Below are 23,443 nucleotides of genomic sequence, written 5' to 3'. Positions count from 1 at the left end.
ATTCAAACCACGTCAGCTTCGCCTTGCCGTACTCAAGTACAGCCTGCGGCTCGCTTCCTAGTTTGCTCTTTGTTTTTCATTGAGTATTAAAGGTTAAAGGAGAAAACTATGAAAACAGTCCTCGAAATCCATGGCTTGTCCAAACAATTTGGCAAACAACCTATTCTACAAGATCTTAGTCTCTCAGTTAAAGAAGGAGATATCTATGGACTTATCGGAAAAAATGGTGCTGGTAAAACAACCCTGATTAAAATCGTTACCCAATTATTATCTGCTGACCATGGAACTATTTCTCTCTTTTCTAGTCAAGGGTATAAGGAGTGCACGAAAGCCCTATCTCGAGTAGGTTCAGTCATTGAATCCCCAGTAGCTCACAATCATTTAACAGCCTATCAAAATCTAAGGTACTATTGTACTATTCGACATATCCCAAATGCTGATCAAGTCATTCAGGAAACATTAAAGTATGTGGGGTTAACAGATACAGGTAGAAAAGTTTTTCGAGATTTCTCTCTTGGAATGAAACAACGCCTAGGCATTGCTATTGCCCTACTATCAAAACCGGACTTTCTCATCCTTGATGAACCTATCAATGGACTTGACCCAATTGGTATCAAAGAATTTCGTCAAATGATTCAACGTCTGAATCAAGAATTAGGAAAAACAATTCTCATCTCTAGTCATATTTTGTCAGAACTCTATCTGGTTGCCAATCGCTTTGGAATTCTTGACCAAGGGAAAATCATTCGAGAAATCAGTAAGACCGAATTTGAGACACTTAATGAAGACTATATCGTTCTAAAAACAAGTGACAAAGAAAAAGCTAGTCAAATCTTAAAAGACAAAGTGCATCTTGAATTTAAAGTTGTTAATTCTGACAATGAGATTCATATTTTTAGTCATGAACAAGATATCAAACGCATTCTCAAAGAACTTACTCTAGCAGATGTTGCCGTTGATGAGATTTACTATGCTCGTCAAAATCTTGAAGAATACTTCACACAATTAGTAAAATAGGAGGAACACCATGATACACACAATTCAAGCAGACTTTTACCGTCTTTTCCGTTCCAAAGGTTTTTGGATTACAGAGATTGTTCTCTTTGCACTCATGTTAATGGGAGCTACTATTGGGGCTACAGGACATCTAATGTCAGTTGATACAACACCTCCAGAAACTGAACTTCCAAGTAAAGGCTGGGATGGTATTCAAGCCCTGATTAACGCATCTAGTCAAGGTTCAAACCTAGTTTTCCTCTGTATTATCCTTGCTTGCTTAGTTCTAGGAGTTGATCTTATCGGAAAACTCTATAAAAATAGTTTGACAGTGGGTGTTTCTCGCACAGAATTCTTCCTAGCTAAGTTTGTAGTATTAGCAAGTATCGCTCTAATGCAAATTCTTGTTAGCCTAGTTATTGCTTTCGTACCAGCGACTATCCTAAACGGTCTTGGTACGATGCCAGAAGGATTTATTGGCAATCTCCTTCTAACAATTACTCTTCAATTCCTCTGTCTTCTAGCTTGGCTATCTATTGTTTCCTTCATTCTCTATGTGACTCATTCTTATTTGGCTGTTTTCATTGGCTATTTAATTAGTTCTATCTTACTTTCAATGCCAATGCTTATCTTTCCAGATATCGAGATTTTGCGCTATTTATCCTTGAATTTTGCCTATGCTATGACTGCCTATAGTCAAGCTGTTCTGTACACCATTATCGTTACAGTAACTATTATTCTATTCTTTACCATTGGTGGACTTGCTGTTTTCAAAAAGAAAAGCTTATAAAAATGACCTCCTCTATTCAAAAAGAGGAGGTTCTTTGTTTAAAAGAGAATTCTAACTGTAAACCAAGCACCATCAGTACTTAGTTGTAGTTCTGCACCAAGTAGATGGGATAATTCTTCTGTAATATAAAGACCTAAACCAGAGGATTCTTCTGTATCTGAGAGGTTTTCAGAGTAAAATCGTTGACTGAGATTTTCAATTTTACGAATGGGTTGTTTAACCAGATTAGCAATTTCCAAACAGATATGATTGTCCACTTCTTTCAAAGAAAATCTCGCTTCATCCTTACCATGTTTTAGAACATTGCCAACGAGATTTTGCAAGATACGCTCTAATAAATCCGAGTCTGTCAGTAAATACAAACCAGGTTCTACTTGCAAATCAAGGTTAATCTTTGCCGTCTGAAATGAATCATAATAGGCCAGCAATTTTTGCGTCATAAAAGTCGAGACTTCTAACTCAGATAAGTCAGGTTTTACTGCTCCCTCCATTAACCGACGATAGTCCAAAAGAGCCTCTAGCCGTTTTGAAACTTGATTGAGATGATGGGAAATTTTTTTCAAACTCTCAGACTCAGGATTTTCTGTTTTAAGCAATTGCTGAGTATAACCTGACGCAATCGTTAAAGGTGTTCGAATATCGTGTGCAATATTGCTAATAGCCATGTCTAAAGTCTGCTTCTCTCGCTTCATAATCAAGCGTGACTGCTCAACTTCTTGAAAGAGATGATTGATTTGCTGGTAAAGATGTAAAAAATCCTTGGAGAAAGTTGACACTCCGATTCTCTTCATACTTCCAGTCAGAATCTTGTCTTCAATTTGTTGGCTCAAGTTTACGAGTGCTAGATGATAGCGAATCAACCCTATCGTCAATAGGATAATAACCAGCAGTAGCAAAGAAAGTAAAATATAGATCATTGCACATCTCCTTTTAACCGAACACCAACTCCCCAGATAGTTTCAATATACTCTTGCTCTGGATCCAGTTGGCTTAATTTTTTACGGAGATTACTTAAATGAGTGTTGAGAGTATTGTCGCCTGGTAAATAAGTATCCTCCCAGACCAATTCATAGAGTTCTTCTTTCGTGAAATTTTCTTAGGATGTCTCAGCAAGGTTTGGAGAATCAAGCATTCTTTCTTAGCTAGGCGAATAGTTTCCTGGCTATTTTTGATTTCAAAACTATCTGAATCAAATTGAATATTTTTTAACTGTTGAATCAACTTGTCAGGATGTTCCATCTCAGCTGATTGCTTGTCACTATTTTGACGTAATTGTACCGTAACCCTGGCAAAAACTTCATCCAAATCAAAAGGCTTTACAATATAATCATTAGCACCATCTAAGAGATATTGGCTGATGATCTTTTTATCGCTTAGGGCAGTTAGCATGATGACAGGAACTGAACTATCGTGTCTAATGGCTTTTAAAACCTGATCGCCATTTTTTCCTGGAAGCATAATATCTAACAAGATTAGATCAATGCCACCTTGTTCAAATCGTATCATTCCTTCAGTACCAGAAAAAGCCTGAATCACCTCATGCTCCTCAGAAAGAAGAGTTCTCAAAATTTCTTGAATCTCATTATTATCTTCAACGATAAGTATTCTAGCCATAAACACCAACCTTTCTAATAGTATTATATCATGTTTTTTTAGGAATTTCGGATAAAGAAAAACTCTTCTTCATACTTAAATACGAAGAAGAGTCCACTCTATGTATTAAATTAAAGCTGTCAAAGCAGTGATAAGTCCAAAAACGATACCTGGTGCATTGGCTGCTGCCAAAGGAATATCACGTTCTTTTTTAAAGAGACCGTAGTAAACCCAAAGACTGCAGTTAAGTGCAGCTACTGCTGGTTGGATAAAATTCCCTTTTTGACCAGCAAGGTTATTCATAATTTGAGGAATATAAGAGACATACATCATTACAGACATAAAGGTTGCAATCCAACCTAAAGTTTTCATTTGTTTTTCAGTCATTTTTTCTCCTTTCAAAAACAGTCTCAATTATACACTATTTTTTAAGATAGTGAAGTTTAAAAAGCTATTTGTTAAAAACTTGTAAATTATCACAGTCTTGTGATAAGGGAATCTTATTCATTTAGATAACTTACTTCTTCTCAATCGGTGCTACACTAGCCAAAAGTTTTTTCAAACCGACTTCTGGGAAGTTGATTTTTAGTTCCTGGGTAGCTCCACTACCTGATACTTCAAGGACAGTCCCTTGACCCCATTTTTTATGAAGGGCAATATCACCGATAGACCAGCTAGTTTCACTGGAAGCTGATTTAGAACCAGCCGCAAATTGTCCAAATGGTAAACCACTTGATTGGATAGATGTAGGCGCAGTATTCCGTTTTCGTTCTTGAAGAGCCTGTGCCAGACTCATTCCTTGCCCAAATGTAGTACCACCACTACTGTATGATGCTTTAAAACTTGTATTAGCTGGACGAGCCAAACCTTGATAAGTCAACAAATCTGAACTAATCTCGTTGATAAAACGGGTCGGACGATTGTAACTTGTTCGCCCGAAAAGTAAGCGAGAGTTGGCGTTGGTTAGATAGAGAATTTTCTCAGCGCGCGTGATTCCTACATAGGCCAAACGACGTTCTTCTTCTAATTCATCAGGATCTTCAGAGGCGCGACTAAGAGGAAAGACATTTTCTTCCATACCGATAATAAAGACAACCGGAAACTCGAGTCCTTTAGCCGCGTGTAAGGTCATTAAGGTTACTTCTGACGTCTCCTGACTACCAGAGTCCGTATCTGCAATTAAAGCAAGATCATTCAAGAAACGACTGAGTTTATCTAGTCCTGTTTCCTCTTCTTGGCTTTCAGAATTGTCATCAAAGTTTTTGGTAACAGATAAGAATTCCTCTATATTTTCAACCCGAGCCTTACTCTCCAATGTTGCTTGTGCATTTAGAATATCAACGTAACCTGTTTTTTCAAGAACCGCCTCAACCAGCTCTGTAATGGTTAATTGGTCCAGTTGCTCCCTCAAATCCAGAATCATATTTGCAAAGTCCCAAATAGACTGGGCTGCCTTACCCTTGATTCCTGATAACATGATATTTGCTGAAGCATCCAGCATGGACATTTCTTGCAAATTAGCAAAATCACGAATCTTCTCAACAGTACCTGGGCCAATTCCACGCTTTGGTTCATTGATGATACGCTCAAAACTAATATTATCACTCAGGTTGGCAATGAGATTGAGGTAAGCAATGATATCACGAATTTCCTTACGGCTGTAGAATTTTGTTCCTCCAACCATAGTATAAGGAATATTGGACTTGAGCAGAGCTTCCTCAATAGTACGTGACTGGGCATTAGTACGATAAAGGACTGCAAAGTCTTTATGTAGGAAGTTTTGACTTCGACCAAGTTCATCAATGGTTTTGGCTACAAAAACAGCCTCATCCTGTTCATCGTTAGCTCGGTAGTAAATAATTTGTTCGCCATCTTCGTTCTGTGTCCAGAGATTCTTAGGACGGCGATTTTTATTGTTTTTAATAACATCATTTGCTGCTTGGAGAATGGTTTTGGTTGAACGGTAATTCTCCTCTAACAAGACAACCTTGGCATCTGGATAATCCTTTTCAAAATCCAAGATATTCTGCATATCAGCACCACGCCATCCGTAGATAGACTGGTCCGCATCCCCAACAACACAGATATTTTTAAAGCGAGAAGCCAACAGTTTGACCAGTTGGTACTGGGCATGGTTGGTATCTTGGTACTCATCGACATGGATATATTGAAACTTTTGCTGATAGTAAGTCAAGACATCAGGATTTTGATCAAAGAGACGCAAGGTCAACATAATCAAATCATCAAAGTCAACTGACTCAGATTGACGGAGTTCCTTTTGATAGGCCTCATAACATTTAGAGACAATGTTTGTATATAAATCTCCTGCTTGTGCAGCATAAGCAACATCGTCAATCAGATCATTCTTAGCATTAGAAATAGTCCCTAAAATAGAGCGTTCATTCCACTTTTTAGGATCCATATTTAATTGCTTGAGAATGCGTTTCATCAGTGTACGCTGCTCACCTGGATCGATAATGGTAAAGTTACGATTGTAACCAATATGATCCGATTCACGACGTAAGATACGAACGCACATAGAGTGAAAGGTCGCTATCAAACAGTCCTGTGTAACTGGATTGAGCCCATAGGCACGTTCTTTCATTTCACGAGCAGCCTTATTGGTAAAGGTAATGGCTAAAATATTCCAGGGATTAACCATCTTTTCATCAATTAAGTAGGCAATACGATGGGTCAAAACTCGTGTCTTACCAGAACCAGCCCCCGCCATGATCAGCAGTGGACCTTCTGTTGTTTGGACCGCTTCAGCTTGTCGGTCATTCATACCGTTTAATAAAGGGTTCATTTTCTCTTCCTATTCCTATTCTTCAAATCAATGTTTCTATTATATCAAAAAAGACTGAAAATAACTCTATCAGAGACAAGCTTCCTTTTTTGCTAAAAAAGAACACTAACAAGTGTTCTTTTGATTTTATTCATGAATAGATTGTAAAAGTGTCAACAAGGCTTGAGCCGATCTGCGTCCTGCTTCTACGATAAATTCATCAAATGAAATAGAAGCTTCGTGGTTAGCATTATCACTCATGGCACGGACAACTAAGAAAGGTAGATTAAGCGCGTGAGCTGCTTGAGCGATAGCCGCTCCTTCCATCTCAACCGCAAGCACCTGAGGAAAATGTTCTTTTATAGCTTTAATCTTATCGTCACCCGCAATAAAACTATCACCGGTCGCAATCAAACCTAGATGCCAATTTTGGTCTAGTTTAGACAAGCTTTCTTGAATCAAGCTAACTAACTTTTTATCTGTTTCAAAGTAGAGTGGTTGTTGGGCCATTTGACCGTATTCATAACCAAAAGCAGTCACATCAACATCATGATAAGCTAGCTTATCAGCAATCACTACATCTCCAACTTCGATTCCTTCTGCTAAAGCACCAGCTGAACCAGTGTTGATAATAGCATCTACTTTAAAGTGGTTAGCTAAGATTGCTACACTCATAGCAGACATGACTTTACCAATTCCACTCTCGACCAAGACAAGCTCGACTGAACCAATTTTACCCGTATGATACTTATTTCCTAATACCGTCTCTTCTTGAGCGTTTTCTAAATGTTGAATCAGATAAACTAGTTCTTCTGGCATAGCTGCTATAATTCCAATTTTCATGACATTCCCCTTAAATAAATCTCATTGCTAAAACTAGCAAAATCAAGAGAAGAATAACAGCAAATAGAATCTTATTCAGTTTTGAGTTAAAAACATTTCTCTTAGTATTTTCAATTCGACGACTTTTATGGATTTGTGGTTCAACCTCAATCGTTAGGGTATCTTGACTAAAACCATGGTCACTTGAACGTGAAGCTCTATAATGTTGAGATGAAGTCGATAATATCTTTGTTTCTTGATCATCTACTAAAGTAGGACCAGAGATATCTTCACCACGATTTGCACGTTCGATTATTTCGTCTGTTAATAAAGGTTTTCCCATAGGTTCCTCCCCTATTTTTCTTGTAATTCCCAGTACTGGATAGCCATGATAGTCTTGGCATCACAGATATCACCAGACTGGATCAGTTGTTTAGCTTCTTCAAGACTAACTTCAAGTAATTCTAAAGTTTCATCTTCATCCTGCGGACGTGGATTTTTAACCTTTGTCAAATCACTTGCTAAATAAAGTTTTAATCGCTCATTACAGAAACCAATAGCAGAATAGAAATCATACAAAAGAGTCAGTTTTCCAGTGTAGGCAACTTCTTCTTCCAATTCGCGAAGGGCTGCTGCTTCAGGATCAGCGTTTTCTCCAATTTCTAGTTTTCCTGCAGGAATTTCAACAGAAACTTTTTCAATCGCCTTGCGATATTGCTTGACTAGAACAATCTTATTTTCTGAAGTAACTGCAAGAATACATACTGCACCATTATGGAAAATCAAATCACGTTGAGCAGTCCCTTTTCCATTAGGAAGTTCAACCTGATCTTGTACCAATTGGAAAATAGGACCTTTATAGATTTCTCTACGGCTGAGTGTTTTCTCTTCAAATTCCATGGTTAGCTCCTATTTGTTTTTAGGATGGTGAGGGAGATGAGTTGCATATTCGTCTTTGTTAACTTGGCGGCCACGACCGATGGCAATAGCATCAGCAGGCACGTCTTTAGTAATGGTTGAACCTGCTCCAACAAGAGAGTTATCTCCTAGTTTAACAGGAGCAATGATGGTTGAATTCGAACCAACAAAGACATTGTTGCCAATGACTGTCTTGAATTTGTTCTTCCCATCATAGTTCACTGTTATAGTACCAGCACCAAAGTTGACATCACTGCCAACTTCACAGTTACCAATGTATGTCAAATGGCCAGCTTTTGTATTTTCTCCAACGCTAGAACCTTTCACCTCAACAAAGTTTCCAATATGAACATCTTTTGCTAGGCTAGAACCTGGACGAATATGAGCGTAAGGTCCGACTGTAACACCATCAGCAACTGTGCTCTCCTCAATCATAGAGTTGGTAATCACTGCACCTGAACCGATAGTACTATCGACAATATAAGTTCCATTCGTCAAAATAGTCTCAGCACCAATCTTACTAGAACCTTTGAGGGTTACATTAGCTTCAATTTGTACATCTGGAGCAATTTCAACATCCACATCAATATAAGTCGCTTCTGGATTTACAAAACTAACGCCATTAACCATGTGAGCTTGGTTAATACGACGACGCATAACAGCTTCTGCTGTAGCGAGCGCTACACGGTCATTTACTCCAAGACTTTCATCAAAGTCTTTAAGAGTATAAGCTCCTACTTTTTCTCCAGCTTCACGGAATATTCCAATCACATCCGTGATATAGTATTCACCTTGAGCGTTGTTGGTATTGATGTTTTTAAGAGCTTCAAAGAGACGAGCGTTATCAAAAACATAAGTTCCTGTATTGATTTCTTTGATTTGCTTTTCAAAATCAGTCGCATCTTTTTGTTCTACGATGCGTAGTACTTCAGCATTATCATTGCGAACAATACGTCCATAACCAAATGGTTCTTCAGCTTCTGCGGTAAGGATAGTGGCTACGTTCTTGTGATTTACATGAAAATCAATCAAGTGTTTCAAACTTTCACCCGTGATTAATGGTGTATCACCTGCAATAACCAATGTTTGTCCAGAAAGACCCTCAAGAATTGGTTCGGCCATCATAACCGCATGACCAGTACCTAATTGCTCAGATTGTCTCACAAAATCAGTCTGTCCTGCTAAAACTTGCTCTACAAGTTCAGCCTTATGACCAACAACTGTAACAGTTTTTTCAGGGTCAATTGCGCCTACACTACGAAATACATGCTCAAGCATTGAAATTCCTGCAACCTTGTGCATAACTTTAGGTAGATCTGATTTCATACGGGTACCTTTACCCGCTGCTAAAATAATTGCATAATTTGCCATATTTTTCTCTTTTCTATAGAAATTCTTTATCATTATACCATATTTTAGTTCATCTTACACAAATTTGTTGAAGTCAAGGCCGCTCAAATTACTGCCACTGTCCTATTTTGAGTAAATTTTTTGATTTTTTCCACAAATTACGATAAACTATAGGAGTATGAGAAAAAAAATTCGCCCAGCATTTATAGTTATTATATTTGCTGCATTTATAGGACTCTTGTTTCTCAATCGTCCCCGATTCGAAGAACATCCTGTAAAAACTAAACAAAATCCAGTACAAATAGAAACACAAGCTCTACACAACTTGGATAAGCCTATCATCGATATCTCTGGTTGGCAAAGACCGTCAGAGATTAACTATGATATTTTATCTCAAAACATCTCTGGTGCTATTGTTCGAGTCCACGGAGGAAACCAGATTACTACTGAGAACGATGCATCTTATACGAATGGAACAGATAAAGCTTATAAAAGTCATATCTCAGAATTCCAAAAAAGGAATATTCCAGTTGCTGTCTATGCATATGTATCTGGAAAAAGTGTAGAGGAAATGGAAAAGGCTGCTGAATCTTTCTATAATTCAGCTTCACCATACAACCCTAGCTACTATTGGTTAGATGTCGAAGAAAAAACCATGTCAGATATGAACAAAGGGGTTGAAGCTTTCCGTGCTAAGTTAGAATCACTTGGTGCAAAAAACATCGGTATCTACATTGGTGTTTACTTCATGGAAGAACATAGCATCAGCACAGATAAGTTTTCTGCTATTTGGATTCCATCCTACGGACTTGACTCAGGCTACTTTGAAAGTTCACCAAATACAGACCTTGACTTTGATCTTCATCAATACACCTCAAAGGGTAAACTGGTTGGATTTGAACACTATCTAGACCTAAATCTTATTTCTTTGTCAAAAGATAAGGAAGAGACGTTTAGAAAATTATTCTTAAAACCTTAATTTCATTCAGCAAGCCAGATATTACTTCTGCTTGCTTTTTTATTTCTCTTACTTTGTGATATAATACAAGAAGAGAATTTTAGAGAATAAATATGGAGAGAGTTTATGTTATCTTGGATTTCAAAAATGATTAAAGGAATTGTTATTGCCCTAGGATTTATCTTGCCTGGTATTTCTGGTGGAGTCTTGGCAGCTATTTTGGGTATCTATGAGAGAATGATTCGTTTCCTTGCCCATCCATTCAAAAACCTAAAAGAAGATATCCTTTATTTCTTACCTGTTGCTATCGGTATGTTACTAGGTATTGGGCTATTTTCTTATCCAATTGAGTACTTACTAGAGTATTATCAAGTTTATGTTTTATGGAGTTTTGCGGGTGCTATTATTGGTACAGTCCCTAGTCTTGTAAAAGAGGCTACTCAAGATTCTGAAAGAGACAAAGTCGATCTTATCTGGTTTTGGGTGACCTTTATTGTTTCTGGAATTGGTCTTTACGCTTTAAACTTTGTGGTTGGTTCACTAAGCGCAAGTTTCACAAGTTTTATCCTAGCTGGTGCTCTTCTTGCTCTAGGTATTTTAGTTCCAGGATTAAGCCCCTCAAATCTTCTCTTGATTTTAGGTCTCTATACCCCAATGTTAACTGGATTTAAAACTTTTGATTTATTTGGTACCTTCCTTCCGATAGGAATTGGAGCTGCTGCTACTCTTATTATTTTTTCAAAATTGATGGACTACGCTCTTCGAGAGTATCACTCTCGTGTTTATCACTTCATCATTGCAATCGTTCTTTCAAGTACACTCTTGATATTGATTCCAAATGCGGGTAATGCTGAAAGTATTAACTACAGTGGTTTATCTCTTGTGTCTTATGTGATTGTTGCCTTCTTTTTTGCTCTTGGCATTTGGTTAGGTATTTGGATGAGTCAGTTGGAGGATAAATACAAATAATGGCTAAGAAAGTTAAAGTAAAAAAAACCTTAGTAGAGCAAATTTTGACTAAGGCAGGTGTTGACCATCAAGGCATTCAAATCAATGCTTTAGAAGGAGAACTTCCTTCTGATTATGATAGAAATCATATTTTTAAGACCTTAGCATTATTGGGTGATAAGACAGGTCCGGTAATAGGAATTATCCCTATCACCGAACACCTTTCTGAAAAGAAATTAGCAAAGATTTCTGGAAATAAAAAAGTGGCCATGATTCCTCAAAAGGATTTAGAAAAAACGACTGGATATATCCATGGGGCTAATAATCCTGTAGGTATCCGTCAAAAACACAACTACCCTATTTTTATTGATGAAACAGCTTTAGAATTGGAAAAAATGATTGTCTCTGCTGGCGAGGTTGGACACAGTATCATCATCGCACCTAAAGATCTGGCAAACTTTGTAAAAGCCAGCTTTGTTGATATCTTGGAGGAGATAAACTGATGAAACTTTACTTTGTCCGCCATGGTCGAACAGTCTGGAATCTAGAAGGTCGTTTTCAAGGTGCTGGCGGAGATTCACCACTTCTTCCTGAATCTATTGAAACTTTAAAAGACCTGGGCCGGTATCTTAAAGATATCCCTTTTGACAAGATCTATTCGAGTGATTTACCAAGAGCGGTAAAATCAGCTGAGATTATCCAAAATCAACTGACAAACCCATGTCCCTTGGAAATTGTTCCTGAACTCAGAGAATGGCACCTGGGTAAACTGGAAGGTCTAAAAATTGCAACTTTAAATGCTATCTACCCTCAGCAAATTCAAGCCTTTAAAACTAACCTAGCTAAGTTTGATACTCGCATGTTTGAAGCTGAATCACTCTACACTACAACTCAGCGCACTATCCAATTTATCAAGTCCTTAAAAAACTCTAAGGCCGAACACCTATTACTCGTTGGTCATGGAGCAAACCTTACTGCAAGTCTTCGCACGCTTATAGGCTATCAGGAAGCTCTGCTTCGTAAAGACGGAGGTTTGGCTAATGCAAGTCTAACAATTATAGAAACTGATGACTTTAAAACATTTACTCTAAAGACTTGGAACGATACTTCTTATCAAAAAAAAATATAGAACTTGATATTAACAATCAAGTTCTTTTTAGTTTTTATAGAATATCCGTGAATTTCTTGACCATTTATGATAAAATGGAGTATCGTGAAAAATTAATTTATTATTTAAAATTTCGATTAAAATTAGGAGGAACTCATGTCAACAGAACACATGGAAGAATTGAATGACCAACAGATCGTTCGCCGCGAAAAAATGGCTGCGCTTCGTGAACAAGGAATTGATCCTTTCGGTAAACGTTTTGAACGTACTGCCAACTCTCAAGAACTAAAAGATAAATTTGCTGATCTTGATAAAGAACAACTACACGAACTAAACGAAACTGCTACTATCGCTGGACGTTTAGTGACAAAACGTGGAAAAGGGAAAGTTGGTTTTGCTCACCTGCAAGACCGTGAAGGTCAAATCCAAATCTACGTTCGTAAAGATGAAGTTGGTGAAGAAAACTACGAAATCTTCAAAAAGGCTGACCTAGGAGACTTCCTTGGGGTCGAAGGTGAAGTTATGCGTACTGATATGGGAGAACTCTCTATCAAGGCAACTCACATTACTCACTTGTCTAAGGCTCTTCGTCCACTTCCAGAAAAATTCCACGGTTTAACAGACGTTGAAACTATTTACCGTAAACGTTACCTTGATTTGATTTCAAACCGTGAAAGCTTTGAACGTTTTGTTACTCGCTCAAAAATCATCTCTGAAATTCGTCGTTATCTTGATCAAAAAGGTTTCCTAGAAGTTGAAACACCTGTTCTTCACAATGAAGCTGGTGGTGCTGCTGCTCGTCCGTTTATCACTCACCACAATGCCCAAAACATTGACATGGTGCTTCGTATCGCGACTGAGCTTCACTTGAAACGACTTATCGTCGGTGGTATGGAACGTGTTTACGAAATCGGACGTATCTTCCGTAACGAAGGTATGGACGCTACACACAACCCTGAGTTCACTTCTATCGAGGTTTACCAAGCTTATGCAGACTTCCAAGATATCATGGACTTGACTGAAGGTATTATTCAACACGTTGCAAAAGCTGTTAAAGGCGACGCTCCAGTTATCTATCAAGGAACTGAGATAAAACTTAACGAACCATTCAAACGTGTACACATGGTTGACGCTATCAAGGAAATTACAGGTGTTGATTTCTGGCAAGACATGACTTTCGAAGAAGCAAAAGCTATCGCTGCTGAGAAGAAAGTTCCAGTTGAAAAACACTACACAGAAGTTGGTCATATCATCAATGCTTTCTTTGAAGAGTTTGTAGAAGAAACTTTAATTCAACCAACATTTGTCTATGGACATCCAGTAGCAGTATCTCCACTTGCTAAGAAGAACCCTGAAGACGAGCGCTTTACTGACCGTTTCGAACTCTTTATCATGACCAAAGAATACGGAAATGCCTTCACTGAGCTCAACGATCCAATCGATCAGCTTAGCCGATTTGAAGCCCAAGCTAAAGCAAAAGAACTTGGTGACGATGAAGCGACTGGTATCGACTATGACTACATTGAAGCCCTTGAATATGGTATGCCACCAACGGGTGGTTTGGGAATCGGTATCGACCGTCTCTGCATGCTACTCACTGATACTACTACTATCCGTGATGTACTTCTTTTCCCAACTATGAAATAAAAACTAAACTCCTAGATGATTTCTAGGAGTTTTTTGTAGTTAAAAAGACAACCTTATCAAAGAGGTTGTCTTTTTGCTATTGAACTAGAATAATCCAAGAACAGTTCCATCACTTTCAACATCCATATTGAGAGCCGCTGGTCGTTTTGGAAGACCTGGCATGGTCATGACATCACCAGTAAGGGCTACGATAAAACCTGCACCAAGTTTTGGTACCAATTCACGAATAGTAATTTCAAAGTTTTCAGGTGCACCAAGAGCATTTGGATTATCTGAGAAACTGTACTGAGTCTTAGCCATACAGATTGGCAGTTTATCCCAACCATTTTGTACGATTTGTGCAATTTGTGTTTGAGCTTTCTTCTCAAAGTTAACTTTGCTACCACGGTAAATTTCAGTAACAATCTTTTCGATTTTTTCTTGAACAGAAAGGTCGTTGTCATAGAGACGTGTGTAGTTTGCTGGGTTTTCGTCGATTGTTTTTACGAGAGTTTCAGCTAGAGCAACTCCTCCTTCAGCTCCATCAGCCCATACGCTAGCTAATTCAACTGGTACATCGATTGAAGCACATAGTTCTTTCAAGGCTGCAATTTCAGCTTCTGTATCAGAAACAAATTCATTGATAGCAACAACCGCTGGAATACCGAATTTACGAATATTTTCAACGTGGCGTTTCAGGTTTGCAAATCCAGCACGTACTGCTTCTACATTCTCTTCTGTCAGAGCATCCTTTGCAACTCCACCATTCATTTTAAGGGCACGAAGAGTCGCTACAATGACTACTGCACTTGGAGCTGCTGGCAAGTTTGGAGTCTTGATATCCAGGAACTTCTCTGCACCAAGGTCTGCACCAAAGCCAGCTTCTGTTACAGTATAATCAGCTAAACGAAGAGCTGTTTTTGTCGCCAATACAGAGTTACATCCGTGAGCAATATTGGCAAATGGTCCACCGTGTACGAATGCTGGTGTACCATATATTGTTTGCACAAGGTTTGGTTTGATAGCATCTTTCAAAATCAATGCCAAGGCACCCTCAACCTGTAAATCACCAACTGAAACTGGTGTGCGGTCATAACGGTAGCCGATGACGATATTAGCCAAACGACGTTTCAAATCTTCAATATCAGTTGCTAAGCAAAGGATAGCCATGATCTCTGAAGCAACTGTGATATCAAAACCATCTTCACGTGGAATACCATTAAGTGGACCACCAAGACCAACAGTTACATGGCGAAGAGCACGGTCATTCAAGTCAACAACACGTTTCCAGAGAATACGACGTTGATCGATTCCTAGCTCATTTCCTTGATGCAAGTGATTGTCAATCAAGGCAGAGAGAGCATTGTTGGCAGTTGTGATAGCGTGCATATCACCAGTAAAGTGAAGGTTGATGTCTTCCATTGGTAAAACTTGGGCATAACCACCACCAGCAGCTCCACCTTTAATCCCCATAACAGGGCCAAGAGAAGGTTCGCGGATGGCAATCATAGTTTTCTTACCAATCTTGTTCAAAGCATCAGCAAGACCAATGGTAATGGTTGATTTTCCTTCACCTGCTGGCGTTGGGTTGATAGCTGTAACAAGAATCAACTTACCAACTGGATTGGTTTCGACTTCACGAATTTTATCAAAGCTTAGTTTAGCCTTGTACTTTCCATACAACTCCAAATCATCGTATGAAATACCAAGTTTTTCAACAACATCAACGATTGGTTTTAACTCAATACTCTGTGCAATTTCAATATCTGTTTTCATAAAAAACTCCTCTAGCCTCTAATGTGTTAATTCATTATATCATAAAACAAGATTTTTAACAGTCATTATGATTTGTAACGTTCGTAAATATGGCTAAATAACAGACTTTCTTTATCTCTATTTAATTTTTTATATGCCTTTATAGATTTTAACTATGGATTAACATCCTATTTTCGGTCCTTGTTACATCGCTTTCATTTTACTTAATGCTCATTTTTTTGTACAATAGTTCTATGAAAATTTTAGTTACTTCTGGTGGTACAAGTGAAAAAATAGATCGAGTTCGTTCTATTACCAATCACTCTTCCGGTAAACTTGGAAAAATTATCACCGAAACTCTTCTAAAGGCTGGTCATGAAGTTTGTTTGATTACCACTCTTCAGGCAGTTAAGCCAGTTAGTCATCCAAAATTGACCATCATCGAAATTAAAAATACTGCTGATTTGCTGCAAGTCATGAAAGATAAGGTTACGGATTACCAGGTCTTAATCCATTCAATGGCTGTATCAGATTACACTCCTGTCTATATGGCTGGTTTTGATGAGATTGAATCTAGTCAAGATTTAACAGAGTTTTTAGATAAGAAAAATCAGGAAACAAAAATCTCATCTAAGGAAGACGTTCAGGTTCTATTTCTCAAGAAGAATCCAAAAATTATATCTCTTGTTAAAGAATGGAATCCTAACATTCACCTGATTGGATTTAAATTACTGGTTGATGTCAGCCAGGAACATCTGATTCAAATTGCTCGGGAAAGTCTTGAAAAGAACCAAGCTGATTTAATTGTCGCAAACGACCTTACTCAGATTAGTAGCGAGCAACATAAGGCTTACTTAGTTGAAAAAAATTCTTTCCAAACTGCTATGAGTAAACATGAAATTGCTGTTTTACTCCTCGAGAAAATCAAAAGTTATGACTAAAAGAAAGGAATTTTATGGCCCGTATTACACTCGCTATTACAGGATCTATTGCTGCATACAAGACGGTTGACCTAGTTAGTTCTTTAAAAAAACAGGGGCATTCTGTTACTGTTCTTATGACTCAGTCAGCAACAGAATTCATTCAGCCATTAACTTTACAAGTACTATCTCAAAATACTGTACATCTCGATGTCATGCACGAACCTTTTCCAGATCAAGTGAATCACATTCAAATAGGAAAAGAAACAGATTTATTTATCGTAGTTCCTGCGACAGCCAATACAATCGCTAAATTAGCTCACGGTTTTGCTGACAATATGGTGACTGCTACTGCTCTTGCTTTGCCACACTTTGTACCCAAACTATTGGCTCCAGCTATGAACACAAAGATGTATGACCATCCTGCGACCCAAGCTAATCTTAAAACTTTAGAAAATTATGGTTATACTATTATTTCTCCCAAAGATTCTCTACTGGCCTGTGGGGATACAGGTCATGGTGCTCTCGCTGATCTCGAAACTATTTTACAAGAAATAAAGGATAAAATTCATGAACAAACGCTCTAATATTGCTCCCATCGCTATCTTTTTTGCCATTATGATTGTTATTCATTTACTAAGCTCGATTTTATTTAATGTACTTCCCTTTCCAATCAAACCAACCATCGTTCACATTCCAGTAATTATTGCAAGTATTATCTACGGACCAAGAATTGGCGCAACCTTAGGTTTTCTGATGGGAATGCTTAGCTTAACGGTTAATACTCTCACAATCCTGCCAACAAGCTATCTCTTCTCACCATTTGTACCAAATGGTAACTTTTATTCAGTTGTGATCGCAATTGTTCCTCGTATCTTAATCGGTTTGACCCCTTATTTCGTCTATAAACTACTAAAGGGAAGAGCTGGACTCATCTTTGCAGGTGCACTTGGCTCACTCACTAATACAGTATTTGTCTTAGGTGGTATCTTCTTTCTCTTTGGTAATGTTTTTGATGGAAATATTCAAAAACTATTAGCGACTGTTATCTCAACAAATTCAATCGCAGAATTAATTATCTCAGCCCTCTTAACTCTCGTCATTGTTCCGAGACTTGAAAAAATTAAACAATAAAAACTGTATCTCTTGATACAGTTTTTTATTTCTATTACTGGGCTAAACGAGCTTCTTCTAAAATCTTTTCAATCTTTGTTGTCAGTAAATCAATTGCTACTGTATTTGTCACTCCTTCTGGAATAACGATATCTGCATAACGCTTTGTTGGCTCGATAAATTGATGATACATAGGTTTTACGACACCAAGATACTGATCAATAACGCTATCCAAACTACGACCACGCTCTTCCATATCGCGTTTAATACGACGGATGATACGAACATCATCATCAGTGTCCACAAAAATCTTGATATCCATCAAATCACGAAGACGTTTGTCTTCCAAAACCAAGATTCCTTCTACGATAAATACATCTTGAGGTTCTTGACGATAGGTTTTCGAGCTTCTTGTATGGGCAGCATAATCATAGGTAGGAATATCAACAGGACGCCCCGCCAACAATTCCTTAATTTGCGCAATCATCAAGTCAGTATCAAAAGCAAAAGGATGGTCATAATTAGTCTTAATACGTTCTTCAAAGGTTAGATGAGATTGATCTTTATAGTAGGAATCATGCTCAATCATGGCAATTTTTTCGTTGGGAAAATGCGATAAAATTGCTTTAGAAACACTGGTTTTTCCTCCACCAGATCCCCCTGTTACTCCGATAATGATTGGTCTGTTTTGCATAGTTGCCTCCGTATTTTTCCTTTGTCTATTTTACCATATTTTTAGAAAATTTTACAGGTGGACTTTTAAAATTATATTACAAAAAAACCTTGTAGTTTAGTTCTACAAGGTTTTAATGTTTTTAATCAAAGTTAACGTATTCTTTTGAAAGTTCAAGAACTTCTTCCATTGTTGAACATTCAGTAAGAGCACGGTTAGCGTATTCTTGCATCTTAGCTGTGTCAAGTTTCTTCATCAAGCTACGTGTACGAAGTACTGAAGTAGCTGACATAGAGAACTCATCCAATCCCATTCCGACAAGAAGTGGAACAGCAGTTTGGTCACCAGCCATTTCACCACACATACCAGCCCATTTACCTTCAGCGTGAGCTGCTTTGATTACGTTGTTAATCAAACGAAGGATCGATGGGTTATATGGTTGGTAAAGGTATGAAACTTGTTCGTTCATACGGTCAGCAGCCATTGAGTATTGGATCAAGTCGTTTGTACCGATTGAGAAGAAATCAACTTCTTTGGCAAATTGGTCTGCAAGCATAGCTGCAGCAGGAATTTCAATCATGATACCAACTTGGATATCATCTGCAACAGCAACACCTTCAGCAAGCAATTTAGCCTTTTCTTCTTCAAGGATACCTTTTGCAGTACGGAACTCTTTCAACAAAGCAACCATTGGGAACATGATACGCAATTTACCGTGAACAGATGCACGAAGCAATGCACGCAATTGTGTACGGAACATTTGGTTACCAGTTTCAGAGATAGAGATACGCAAAGCACGGTAACCCAAGAATGGGTTCATTTCTTTAGGAAGATCGAAGTAAGGAAGTTCTTTATCCCCACCGATATCCATTGTACGAACGACAACAGGTTTACCGTTCATACCTTCAAGAACCGCTTTGTAAGCTTCGTATTGGTCGTCTTCCGTTGGGAAATCTTGAGAATCCATGTACAAGAATTCTGTACGGTAAAGACCAACAGCTTCCGCACCATTTTCGTTCACACCTTCAACGTCTTTAGGTGTACCGATATTAGCTGCCAACTCAAAGTGTTTACCATCTGCAGTAACAGTTTTAGCATCTTTCAAAAGAGCCCATTCAGCTTTTTGTTTAGCGTAAGCTTCACCAGCTGCTTTGAATTCTGCAATTTGTTCTTCAGTTGGGTTGATAACGACTTCACCTGAAATACCTGAAACAGCCAAAATGTCACCATCTTTTACAAGTTCAGTGATGTTGTTTGTACCCAATACAGCTGCAATTTCAAGTGTACGAGCCATGATAGCTGAGTGACTTGTACGTCCACCAATGTTTGTTACAAAAGCTTTTACAAAGTTTTTGTCCAATTGAGCAGTATCAGACGGAGTCAAGTCATGTGCAATCACGATCACTTCTTCATTGATTGAAGCTGGGTTTGGCAGTTTCTTACCAAGAAGATTTGCCAAAACACGTTTGGTAACGTCACGAATATCCGCTGCACGTTCCTGCATGTATGGGTTGTCTTCCATGCCTTCAAAGATTGTGATAAACATGTCTGTAACTTCTTTCAGACCTGCTTCTGCATTTACTTTCTTAGCACGAATTGTTTCTTTAATCTGACCGATCAATTCAGGGTCAGCAAGAACCATCAAGTGAGCGTCAAATACTTGCGCCGCTTCTTCACCAAGCGTACCTACAGCCTTCTCGCGGATAAGAGAAAGCTCGTTTTGAGAAGCTTCAAGAGCAACATCCAAACGAGCCTCTTCTGCATTTGTATCTTCGACTGTAATAGTCTCGAATGATAAATCCGGTTGAACGAGTAGATATGCTTTAGCAACTGCAACACCATCAGATGCTGCGATTCCTTTAAGCATTTCTGTCATATCCTTATGCCAATCCTTCTTTTTCCATTGTTTCTGAGATAGCAGCGATAGCGTCATCAGCGTCTGCACCTTCAGCAGTGATTGTAACGTCAGCACCTTGACCAACACCAAGGCTCATAACACCCATGATAGATTTAAGGTTAACTGATTTACCTTTGTACTCAAGAGTAATATCTGAAGCAAATTTGCTAGCAGTTTGTACCAACAATGTTGCTGGACGTGCGTGAATACCTGTTTCTGCCACTACGTGGAAATCTTTAGAAGCCATAATTTGACTCTCCTTTAAATGTTTTCTTTTTGAGTTATATCTGATAACCCTTACAATTTGGTATTATATCATCTTCTAGGAATTTTTTCAAGCATTTTATGGGATTTCTTCTTTTTCCTTTCAGATAACTTGCTGAAAATCTTCTATTTTATGTATCAAAATACATCATATAGTTTTTTATGATTTTAACATTTAGAAAACGCTGTTATTTATGGGTTTTATTTTTTTACAATCACTATATATTGTGTTTAGATAACTCTCATCTAAAAAAAATCTACAATATTTAGTTTTTCTTCGTTGACAAAGATTTTTTTTCTGATATACTTAAGAAGTAATTAAATTTTGAAAGAGGAGTTACAGAATGGTAACCGTTTATTCTAAAAACAATTGTGTTCAATGTAAAATGACCAAACGATTCTTAGATAGTAACAAGATCGCATATCGCGAAATCAATCTTGATGAACAACCTGAATTTATTGAACAAGTTAAAGAGCTAGGCTTCAGCGCTGCTCCTATCATTCAAACACCAACTGAAGTTTTCTCTGGTTTCCAACCAGCAAAACTTAAAGAACTTGCTTAAGTATCAGGATTAAAAGCTTCTATGTCAATCTTAGAAGCCTTTCTTTTGTAATGAATTAAAGGAAATTTTATGGGATTAAAACAACTTGAGGATGTAACTTACTTCCGCCTAAATAATGAAATCAACCGTCCTGTTAATGGACAAATCATGCTCCACAAAGATAAAGAAGCCTTGGACGCTTTCTTTAAAGAAAATGTTGTACCAAATTCTATGGTTTTTGATTCTATCACTGATAAAATCGATTACCTTATTAAACAAGACTATATCGAAACGGCGTTTATCAAGAAATATCGTCCAGAATTCTTAGAAGAGCTTTACCAATTTATTAAGGATCAAAACTTCCAATTCAAGTCTTTCATGGCAGCATACAAGTTTTACAATCAATATGCCTTGAAAACTAATGACGGAGAGTACTATCTTGAGAGCATGGAAGACCGTGTCTTCTTTAACGCTCTTTACTTTGCTGATGGTGACGAAGCTATCGCAATTGATATTGCCAATGAAATCATCCACCAGCGTTACCAGCCTGCTACACCTTCTTTCTTGAATGCGGGCCGTGCACGTCGTGGTGAATTGGTATCCTGTTTCTTGATTCAGGTAACAGATGATATGAACTCTATTGGACGTTCTATCAACTCAGCTCTTCAACTTTCACGTATCGGTGGTGGTGTAGGAATTTCCCTCAGCAACCTTCGTGAAGCTGGAGCACCTATCAAAGGGTATGAAGGGGCTGCTTCTGGTGTCGTACCGGTTATGAAGCTTTTCGAAGACAGCTTCTCTTACTCTAACCAACTTGGTCAACGTCAAGGGGCTGGGGTTGTTTACCTTAACGTCTTCCACCCAGACATTATTGCTTTCCTTTCTACTAAGAAAGAAAATGCTGATGAAAAAGTTCGTGTCAAGACTCTTTCACTTGGTGTTGTGGTACCAGATAAATTCTACGAATTAGCACGTAAGAATGAGGAAATGTACCTCTTCAGTCCTTATTCTGTTGAGAAAGAGTATGGCGTACCTTTTAACTACATCGATATCACAGAAAAATACGATGAATTGGTGGCAAATCCAAACATCCGTAAGACAAAAATTAAGGCCCGTGATTTAGAAACAGAAATTTCTAAATTGCAACAAGAATCTGGCTATCCTTACGTAGTCAATATCGATACTGCTAACCGTGCAAATCCTGTCGATGGTAAGATTATCATGAGTAACTTGTGTTCAGAAATTCTTCAAGTCCAAGAGCCGAGTCTTATCAACGATGCGCAAGAATTCCTTCAAATGGGTACTGACGTTTCATGTAACCTTGGTTCAACCAACGTTGTAAATATGATGACATCACCTGACTTTGGACGTTCTATTCGTGCAATGGTTCGCGCTTTGACCTTTGTAACAGATAGCTCTCACATCGTTGCTGTTCCAACTATCGACCACGGAAATAGTCAAGCTCATACATTTGGACTTGGTGCTATGGGGCTTCACAGCTATCTTGCTCAGCAATTAATCGAATATGGATCTCCTGAGTCTGTTGAATTTACAAGCATCTACTTTATGCTTTTGAATTACTGGACTTTGGTAGAATCAAACAATATTGCGCGTGAACGTGGCATTACCTTCCACAACTTTGAGAAATCAGACTATGCAAATGGTACTTATTTCGATAAGTATACGTCTGGTCAATTTGTTCCAAAATCTGATCGTGTTAAAGAACTCTTTGATGGAATCTTTATCCCGTCTGCAGCTGATTGGGCTGAACTTCGTGATAAAGTTAAAGCAGATGGACTTTACCACCAAAACCGTCTTGCTGTAGCACCAAATGGTTCTATCAGCTACATCAATGATGTGTCTGCTTCTATCCACCCAATTACTCAACGTATTGAAGAACGTCAAGAGAAGAAAATTGGTAAGATTTACTATCCTGCTGCAGGATTATCAACTGAAACTATTCCTTACTACACTTCTGCCTATGACATGGATATGCGTAAAGTTATCGATGTCTACGCTGCTGCAACTGAGCACGTAGACCAAGGGCTTTCACTCACTCTCTTCATGCGTAGTGATATCCCAACAGGTCTTTACGAATGGAAGAAAGAGAACAAACAAACAACACGTGACCTATCTATCCTTCGTAACTACGCCTTTAACAAGGGCATTAAGTCTATCTACTACGTTCGTACCTACACAGATGACGGCGGTGAAGTTGGTGCTAACCAATGTGAAAGCTGTGTGATTTAAAATCTCACAAAAATCTTGTTTACAAAGATAAGGTAACATCAAAAAGTCGGAGTACCGACTTTTTGTGCGGTAACCTAATCACACAAGGCTAGAACATTCATCACTATTTTAATAAAATCAAAAGAAAGAGATTTG

Annotated in this window: 23 protein-coding genes and 1 pseudogene; 12 read left to right on the top strand and 12 right to left on the bottom strand. The window is 38.1% G+C overall.

Features of this window, described 5'->3' with window-relative positions; translation table 11 throughout:
- Positions 1–108: 108 nt before the first annotated feature.
- Both QM923_RS02555 and QM923_RS02550 read left to right on the top strand, forming a co-directional pair.
- Entirely contained in the window at positions 109–1,017 is a 909-nt protein-coding gene (locus QM923_RS02555) for an ATP-binding cassette domain-containing protein (RefSeq protein ID WP_414290749.1), read from the top strand.
- A 10-nt stretch (positions 1,018–1,027) separates the two neighbouring features.
- Positions 1,028–1,786, top strand: a complete 759-nt coding sequence (locus tag QM923_RS02550; RefSeq protein ID WP_414290748.1) for an ABC transporter permease — start codon at positions 1,028–1,030, stop codon at positions 1,784–1,786.
- Positions 1,787–1,824: 38 nt separating this feature from the next.
- Here QM923_RS02550 and QM923_RS02545 read toward each other — a convergent pair whose 3' ends face one another.
- The 8 genes and pseudogenes from QM923_RS02545 to glmU form a co-directional block, all read right to left on the bottom strand.
- Positions 1,825–2,703: a sensor histidine kinase gene (locus QM923_RS02545; protein WP_414290747.1), complete on the bottom strand. Its 879-nt coding sequence runs from the start codon at positions 2,701–2,703 to the stop codon at positions 1,825–1,827.
- Positions 2,700–3,400: pseudogene (locus tag QM923_RS02540) on the bottom strand (response regulator transcription factor). Before QM923_RS02540 ends, QM923_RS02545 begins: the two are co-directional and overlap by 4 nt.
- Before the next feature lie 105 nt (positions 3,401–3,505).
- A complete protein-coding gene (locus QM923_RS02535; RefSeq protein WP_045763891.1) occupies positions 3,506–3,766 on the bottom strand; it encodes a SemiSWEET family transporter in 261 nt (86 codons plus the stop codon).
- Between the two features lie 130 nt (positions 3,767–3,896).
- Positions 3,897–6,185, bottom strand: coding sequence for a DNA helicase PcrA (gene pcrA / locus QM923_RS02530; protein WP_414290746.1), 2,289 nt, complete (start codon positions 6,183–6,185; stop codon positions 3,897–3,899).
- 126 nt (positions 6,186–6,311) lie between these two features.
- Positions 6,312–7,007, bottom strand: a complete 696-nt coding sequence (locus tag QM923_RS02525; RefSeq protein ID WP_414290745.1) for a 5'-methylthioadenosine/adenosylhomocysteine nucleosidase — start codon at positions 7,005–7,007, stop codon at positions 6,312–6,314.
- Between the two features lie 10 nt (positions 7,008–7,017).
- A complete protein-coding gene (gene macP, locus QM923_RS02520; protein ID WP_016465808.1) occupies positions 7,018–7,329 on the bottom strand; it encodes a cell wall synthase accessory phosphoprotein MacP in 312 nt (103 codons plus the stop codon).
- Between the two features lie 11 nt (positions 7,330–7,340).
- Entirely contained in the window at positions 7,341–7,886 is a 546-nt protein-coding gene (locus QM923_RS02515; RefSeq protein WP_414290744.1) for an NUDIX hydrolase, read from the bottom strand.
- Between the two features lie 9 nt (positions 7,887–7,895).
- Positions 7,896–9,275 carry a bifunctional UDP-N-acetylglucosamine diphosphorylase/glucosamine-1-phosphate N-acetyltransferase GlmU gene (gene glmU, locus QM923_RS02510; protein ID WP_414290743.1) on the bottom strand — a complete coding sequence of 460 codons (1,380 nt, stop codon included), beginning with the start codon at positions 9,273–9,275 and terminating at the stop codon, positions 7,896–7,898.
- Positions 9,276–9,432: 157 nt separating this feature from the next.
- On the opposite strand from glmU, the gene QM923_RS02505 reads away from it, so the two are divergent.
- The 5 genes from QM923_RS02505 to lysS all read left to right on the top strand — a co-directional run bounded on the left by QM923_RS02505 (position 9,433) and on the right by lysS (position 13,915).
- Positions 9,433–10,233, top strand: a complete 801-nt coding sequence (locus tag QM923_RS02505; protein ID WP_414290742.1) for a glycoside hydrolase family 25 protein — start codon at positions 9,433–9,435, stop codon at positions 10,231–10,233.
- A gap of 105 nt (positions 10,234–10,338) precedes the next feature.
- Positions 10,339–11,181 carry a DUF368 domain-containing protein gene (locus QM923_RS02500; RefSeq protein WP_414290741.1) on the top strand — a complete coding sequence of 281 codons (843 nt, stop codon included), beginning with the start codon at positions 10,339–10,341 and terminating at the stop codon, positions 11,179–11,181.
- Positions 11,181–11,663: an aminoacyl-tRNA deacylase gene (locus QM923_RS02495; RefSeq protein ID WP_414290740.1), complete on the top strand. Its 483-nt coding sequence runs from the start codon at positions 11,181–11,183 to the stop codon at positions 11,661–11,663. Before QM923_RS02500 ends, QM923_RS02495 begins: the two co-directional genes overlap by 1 nt.
- Positions 11,663–12,289 (top strand): histidine phosphatase family protein, encoded by a 627-nt coding sequence (locus tag QM923_RS02490; RefSeq protein WP_414290739.1) that lies wholly within the window; start codon positions 11,663–11,665, stop codon positions 12,287–12,289. Before QM923_RS02495 ends, QM923_RS02490 begins: the two co-directional genes overlap by 1 nt.
- Before the next feature lie 135 nt (positions 12,290–12,424).
- Positions 12,425–13,915: a lysine--tRNA ligase gene (lysS, locus tag QM923_RS02485; RefSeq protein ID WP_074324119.1), complete on the top strand. Its 1,491-nt coding sequence runs from the start codon at positions 12,425–12,427 to the stop codon at positions 13,913–13,915.
- Positions 13,916–13,999: 84 nt separating this feature from the next.
- On the opposite strand, the gene QM923_RS02480 is transcribed toward lysS, so the two are convergent.
- A complete protein-coding gene (locus tag QM923_RS02480) occupies positions 14,000–15,670 on the bottom strand; it encodes a formate--tetrahydrofolate ligase (RefSeq protein ID WP_414290738.1) in 1,671 nt (556 codons plus the stop codon).
- Between the two features lie 233 nt (positions 15,671–15,903).
- Here QM923_RS02480 and coaB point away from each other — a divergent pair, with 233 nt between their 5' ends.
- Genes coaB through QM923_RS02465 form a run of 3 tightly spaced genes read left to right on the top strand, consistent with a single transcriptional unit; the run spans position 15,904 to position 17,703 of the window.
- Complete coding sequence (gene coaB / locus QM923_RS02475) at positions 15,904–16,590, top strand: phosphopantothenate--cysteine ligase (RefSeq protein ID WP_414290737.1); 687 nt, start codon at positions 15,904–15,906, stop codon at positions 16,588–16,590.
- Between the two features lie 14 nt (positions 16,591–16,604).
- Positions 16,605–17,156, top strand: a complete 552-nt coding sequence (gene coaC / locus QM923_RS02470; protein ID WP_414290736.1) for a phosphopantothenoylcysteine decarboxylase — start codon at positions 16,605–16,607, stop codon at positions 17,154–17,156.
- Complete coding sequence (locus QM923_RS02465; protein WP_049496359.1) at positions 17,140–17,703, top strand: ECF transporter S component; 564 nt, start codon at positions 17,140–17,142, stop codon at positions 17,701–17,703. Before coaC ends, QM923_RS02465 begins: the two co-directional genes overlap by 17 nt.
- Before the next feature lie 34 nt (positions 17,704–17,737).
- On the opposite strand, the gene udk is transcribed toward QM923_RS02465, so the two are convergent.
- From udk to QM923_RS02450, 3 genes are all read right to left on the bottom strand, one after another.
- The gene (udk, locus tag QM923_RS02460) at positions 17,738–18,376 is read right to left on the bottom strand and encodes a uridine kinase (protein WP_004253618.1); all 639 of its coding nucleotides are present in this window, start codon (positions 18,374–18,376) and stop codon (positions 17,738–17,740) included.
- Positions 18,377–18,497: 121 nt separating this feature from the next.
- The gene (ptsP, locus tag QM923_RS02455) at positions 18,498–20,231 is read right to left on the bottom strand and encodes a phosphoenolpyruvate--protein phosphotransferase (protein ID WP_414290771.1); all 1,734 of its coding nucleotides are present in this window, start codon (positions 20,229–20,231) and stop codon (positions 18,498–18,500) included.
- 4 nt (positions 20,232–20,235) lie between these two features.
- Entirely contained in the window at positions 20,236–20,499 is a 264-nt protein-coding gene (locus QM923_RS02450) for a phosphocarrier protein HPr (RefSeq protein WP_000146952.1), read from the bottom strand.
- A gap of 361 nt (positions 20,500–20,860) precedes the next feature.
- On the opposite strand from QM923_RS02450, the gene nrdH reads away from it, so the two are divergent.
- The gene (gene nrdH, locus QM923_RS02445; RefSeq protein ID WP_004253610.1) at positions 20,861–21,079 is read left to right on the top strand and encodes a glutaredoxin-like protein NrdH; all 219 of its coding nucleotides are present in this window, start codon (positions 20,861–20,863) and stop codon (positions 21,077–21,079) included.
- A 69-nt stretch (positions 21,080–21,148) separates the two neighbouring features.
- Entirely contained in the window at positions 21,149–23,308 is a 2,160-nt protein-coding gene (nrdE, locus tag QM923_RS02440) for a class 1b ribonucleoside-diphosphate reductase subunit alpha (RefSeq protein WP_414290735.1), read from the top strand.
- The last annotated feature ends 135 nt before the right edge of the window (positions 23,309–23,443 follow it).

Source organism: Streptococcus infantis (genome assembly GCF_047463275.1).
Lineage (GTDB): Bacteria > Bacillota > Bacilli > Lactobacillales > Streptococcaceae > Streptococcus > Streptococcus infantis_AF.
The sequence above is the reverse complement of the archived record's forward strand: the minus strand, read 5'-3'. Positions and strand labels throughout refer to the sequence as shown.

Coding starts and splice junctions, on each gene's coding strand:
- QM923_RS02555 (WP_414290749.1), top strand. CDS start 109: ATGAAAACAGTCCTCGAAATCCATGGCTTGTCCAAACAATTTGGCAAA.
- QM923_RS02550 (WP_414290748.1), top strand. CDS start 1,028: ATGATACACACAATTCAAGCAGACTTTTACCGTCTTTTCCGTTCCAAA.
- QM923_RS02545 (WP_414290747.1), bottom strand. CDS start 2,703: ATGATCTATATTTTACTTTCTTTGCTACTGCTGGTTATTATCCTATTG.
- QM923_RS02535 (WP_045763891.1), bottom strand. CDS start 3,766: ATGACTGAAAAACAAATGAAAACTTTAGGTTGGATTGCAACCTTTATG.
- pcrA (WP_414290746.1), bottom strand. CDS start 6,185: ATGAACCCTTTATTAAACGGTATGAATGACCGACAAGCTGAAGCGGTC.
- QM923_RS02525 (WP_414290745.1), bottom strand. CDS start 7,007: ATGAAAATTGGAATTATAGCAGCTATGCCAGAAGAACTAGTTTATCTG.
- macP (WP_016465808.1), bottom strand. CDS start 7,329: ATGGGAAAACCTTTATTAACAGACGAAATAATCGAACGTGCAAATCGT.
- QM923_RS02515 (WP_414290744.1), bottom strand. CDS start 7,886: ATGGAATTTGAAGAGAAAACACTCAGCCGTAGAGAAATCTATAAAGGT.
- glmU (WP_414290743.1), bottom strand. CDS start 9,275: ATGGCAAATTATGCAATTATTTTAGCAGCGGGTAAAGGTACCCGTATG.
- QM923_RS02505 (WP_414290742.1), top strand. CDS start 9,433: ATGAGAAAAAAAATTCGCCCAGCATTTATAGTTATTATATTTGCTGCA.
- QM923_RS02500 (WP_414290741.1), top strand. CDS start 10,339: ATGTTATCTTGGATTTCAAAAATGATTAAAGGAATTGTTATTGCCCTA.
- QM923_RS02495 (WP_414290740.1), top strand. CDS start 11,181: ATGGCTAAGAAAGTTAAAGTAAAAAAAACCTTAGTAGAGCAAATTTTG.
- QM923_RS02490 (WP_414290739.1), top strand. CDS start 11,663: ATGAAACTTTACTTTGTCCGCCATGGTCGAACAGTCTGGAATCTAGAA.
- lysS (WP_074324119.1), top strand. CDS start 12,425: ATGTCAACAGAACACATGGAAGAATTGAATGACCAACAGATCGTTCGC.
- QM923_RS02480 (WP_414290738.1), bottom strand. CDS start 15,670: ATGAAAACAGATATTGAAATTGCACAGAGTATTGAGTTAAAACCAATC.
- coaB (WP_414290737.1), top strand. CDS start 15,904: ATGAAAATTTTAGTTACTTCTGGTGGTACAAGTGAAAAAATAGATCGA.
- coaC (WP_414290736.1), top strand. CDS start 16,605: ATGGCCCGTATTACACTCGCTATTACAGGATCTATTGCTGCATACAAG.
- QM923_RS02465 (WP_049496359.1), top strand. CDS start 17,140: ATGAACAAACGCTCTAATATTGCTCCCATCGCTATCTTTTTTGCCATT.
- udk (WP_004253618.1), bottom strand. CDS start 18,376: ATGCAAAACAGACCAATCATTATCGGAGTAACAGGGGGATCTGGTGGA.
- ptsP (WP_414290771.1), bottom strand. CDS start 20,231: ATGACAGAAATGCTTAAAGGAATCGCAGCATCTGATGGTGTTGCAGTT.
- QM923_RS02450 (WP_000146952.1), bottom strand. CDS start 20,499: ATGGCTTCTAAAGATTTCCACGTAGTGGCAGAAACAGGTATTCACGCA.
- nrdH (WP_004253610.1), top strand. CDS start 20,861: ATGGTAACCGTTTATTCTAAAAACAATTGTGTTCAATGTAAAATGACC.
- nrdE (WP_414290735.1), top strand. CDS start 21,149: ATGGGATTAAAACAACTTGAGGATGTAACTTACTTCCGCCTAAATAAT.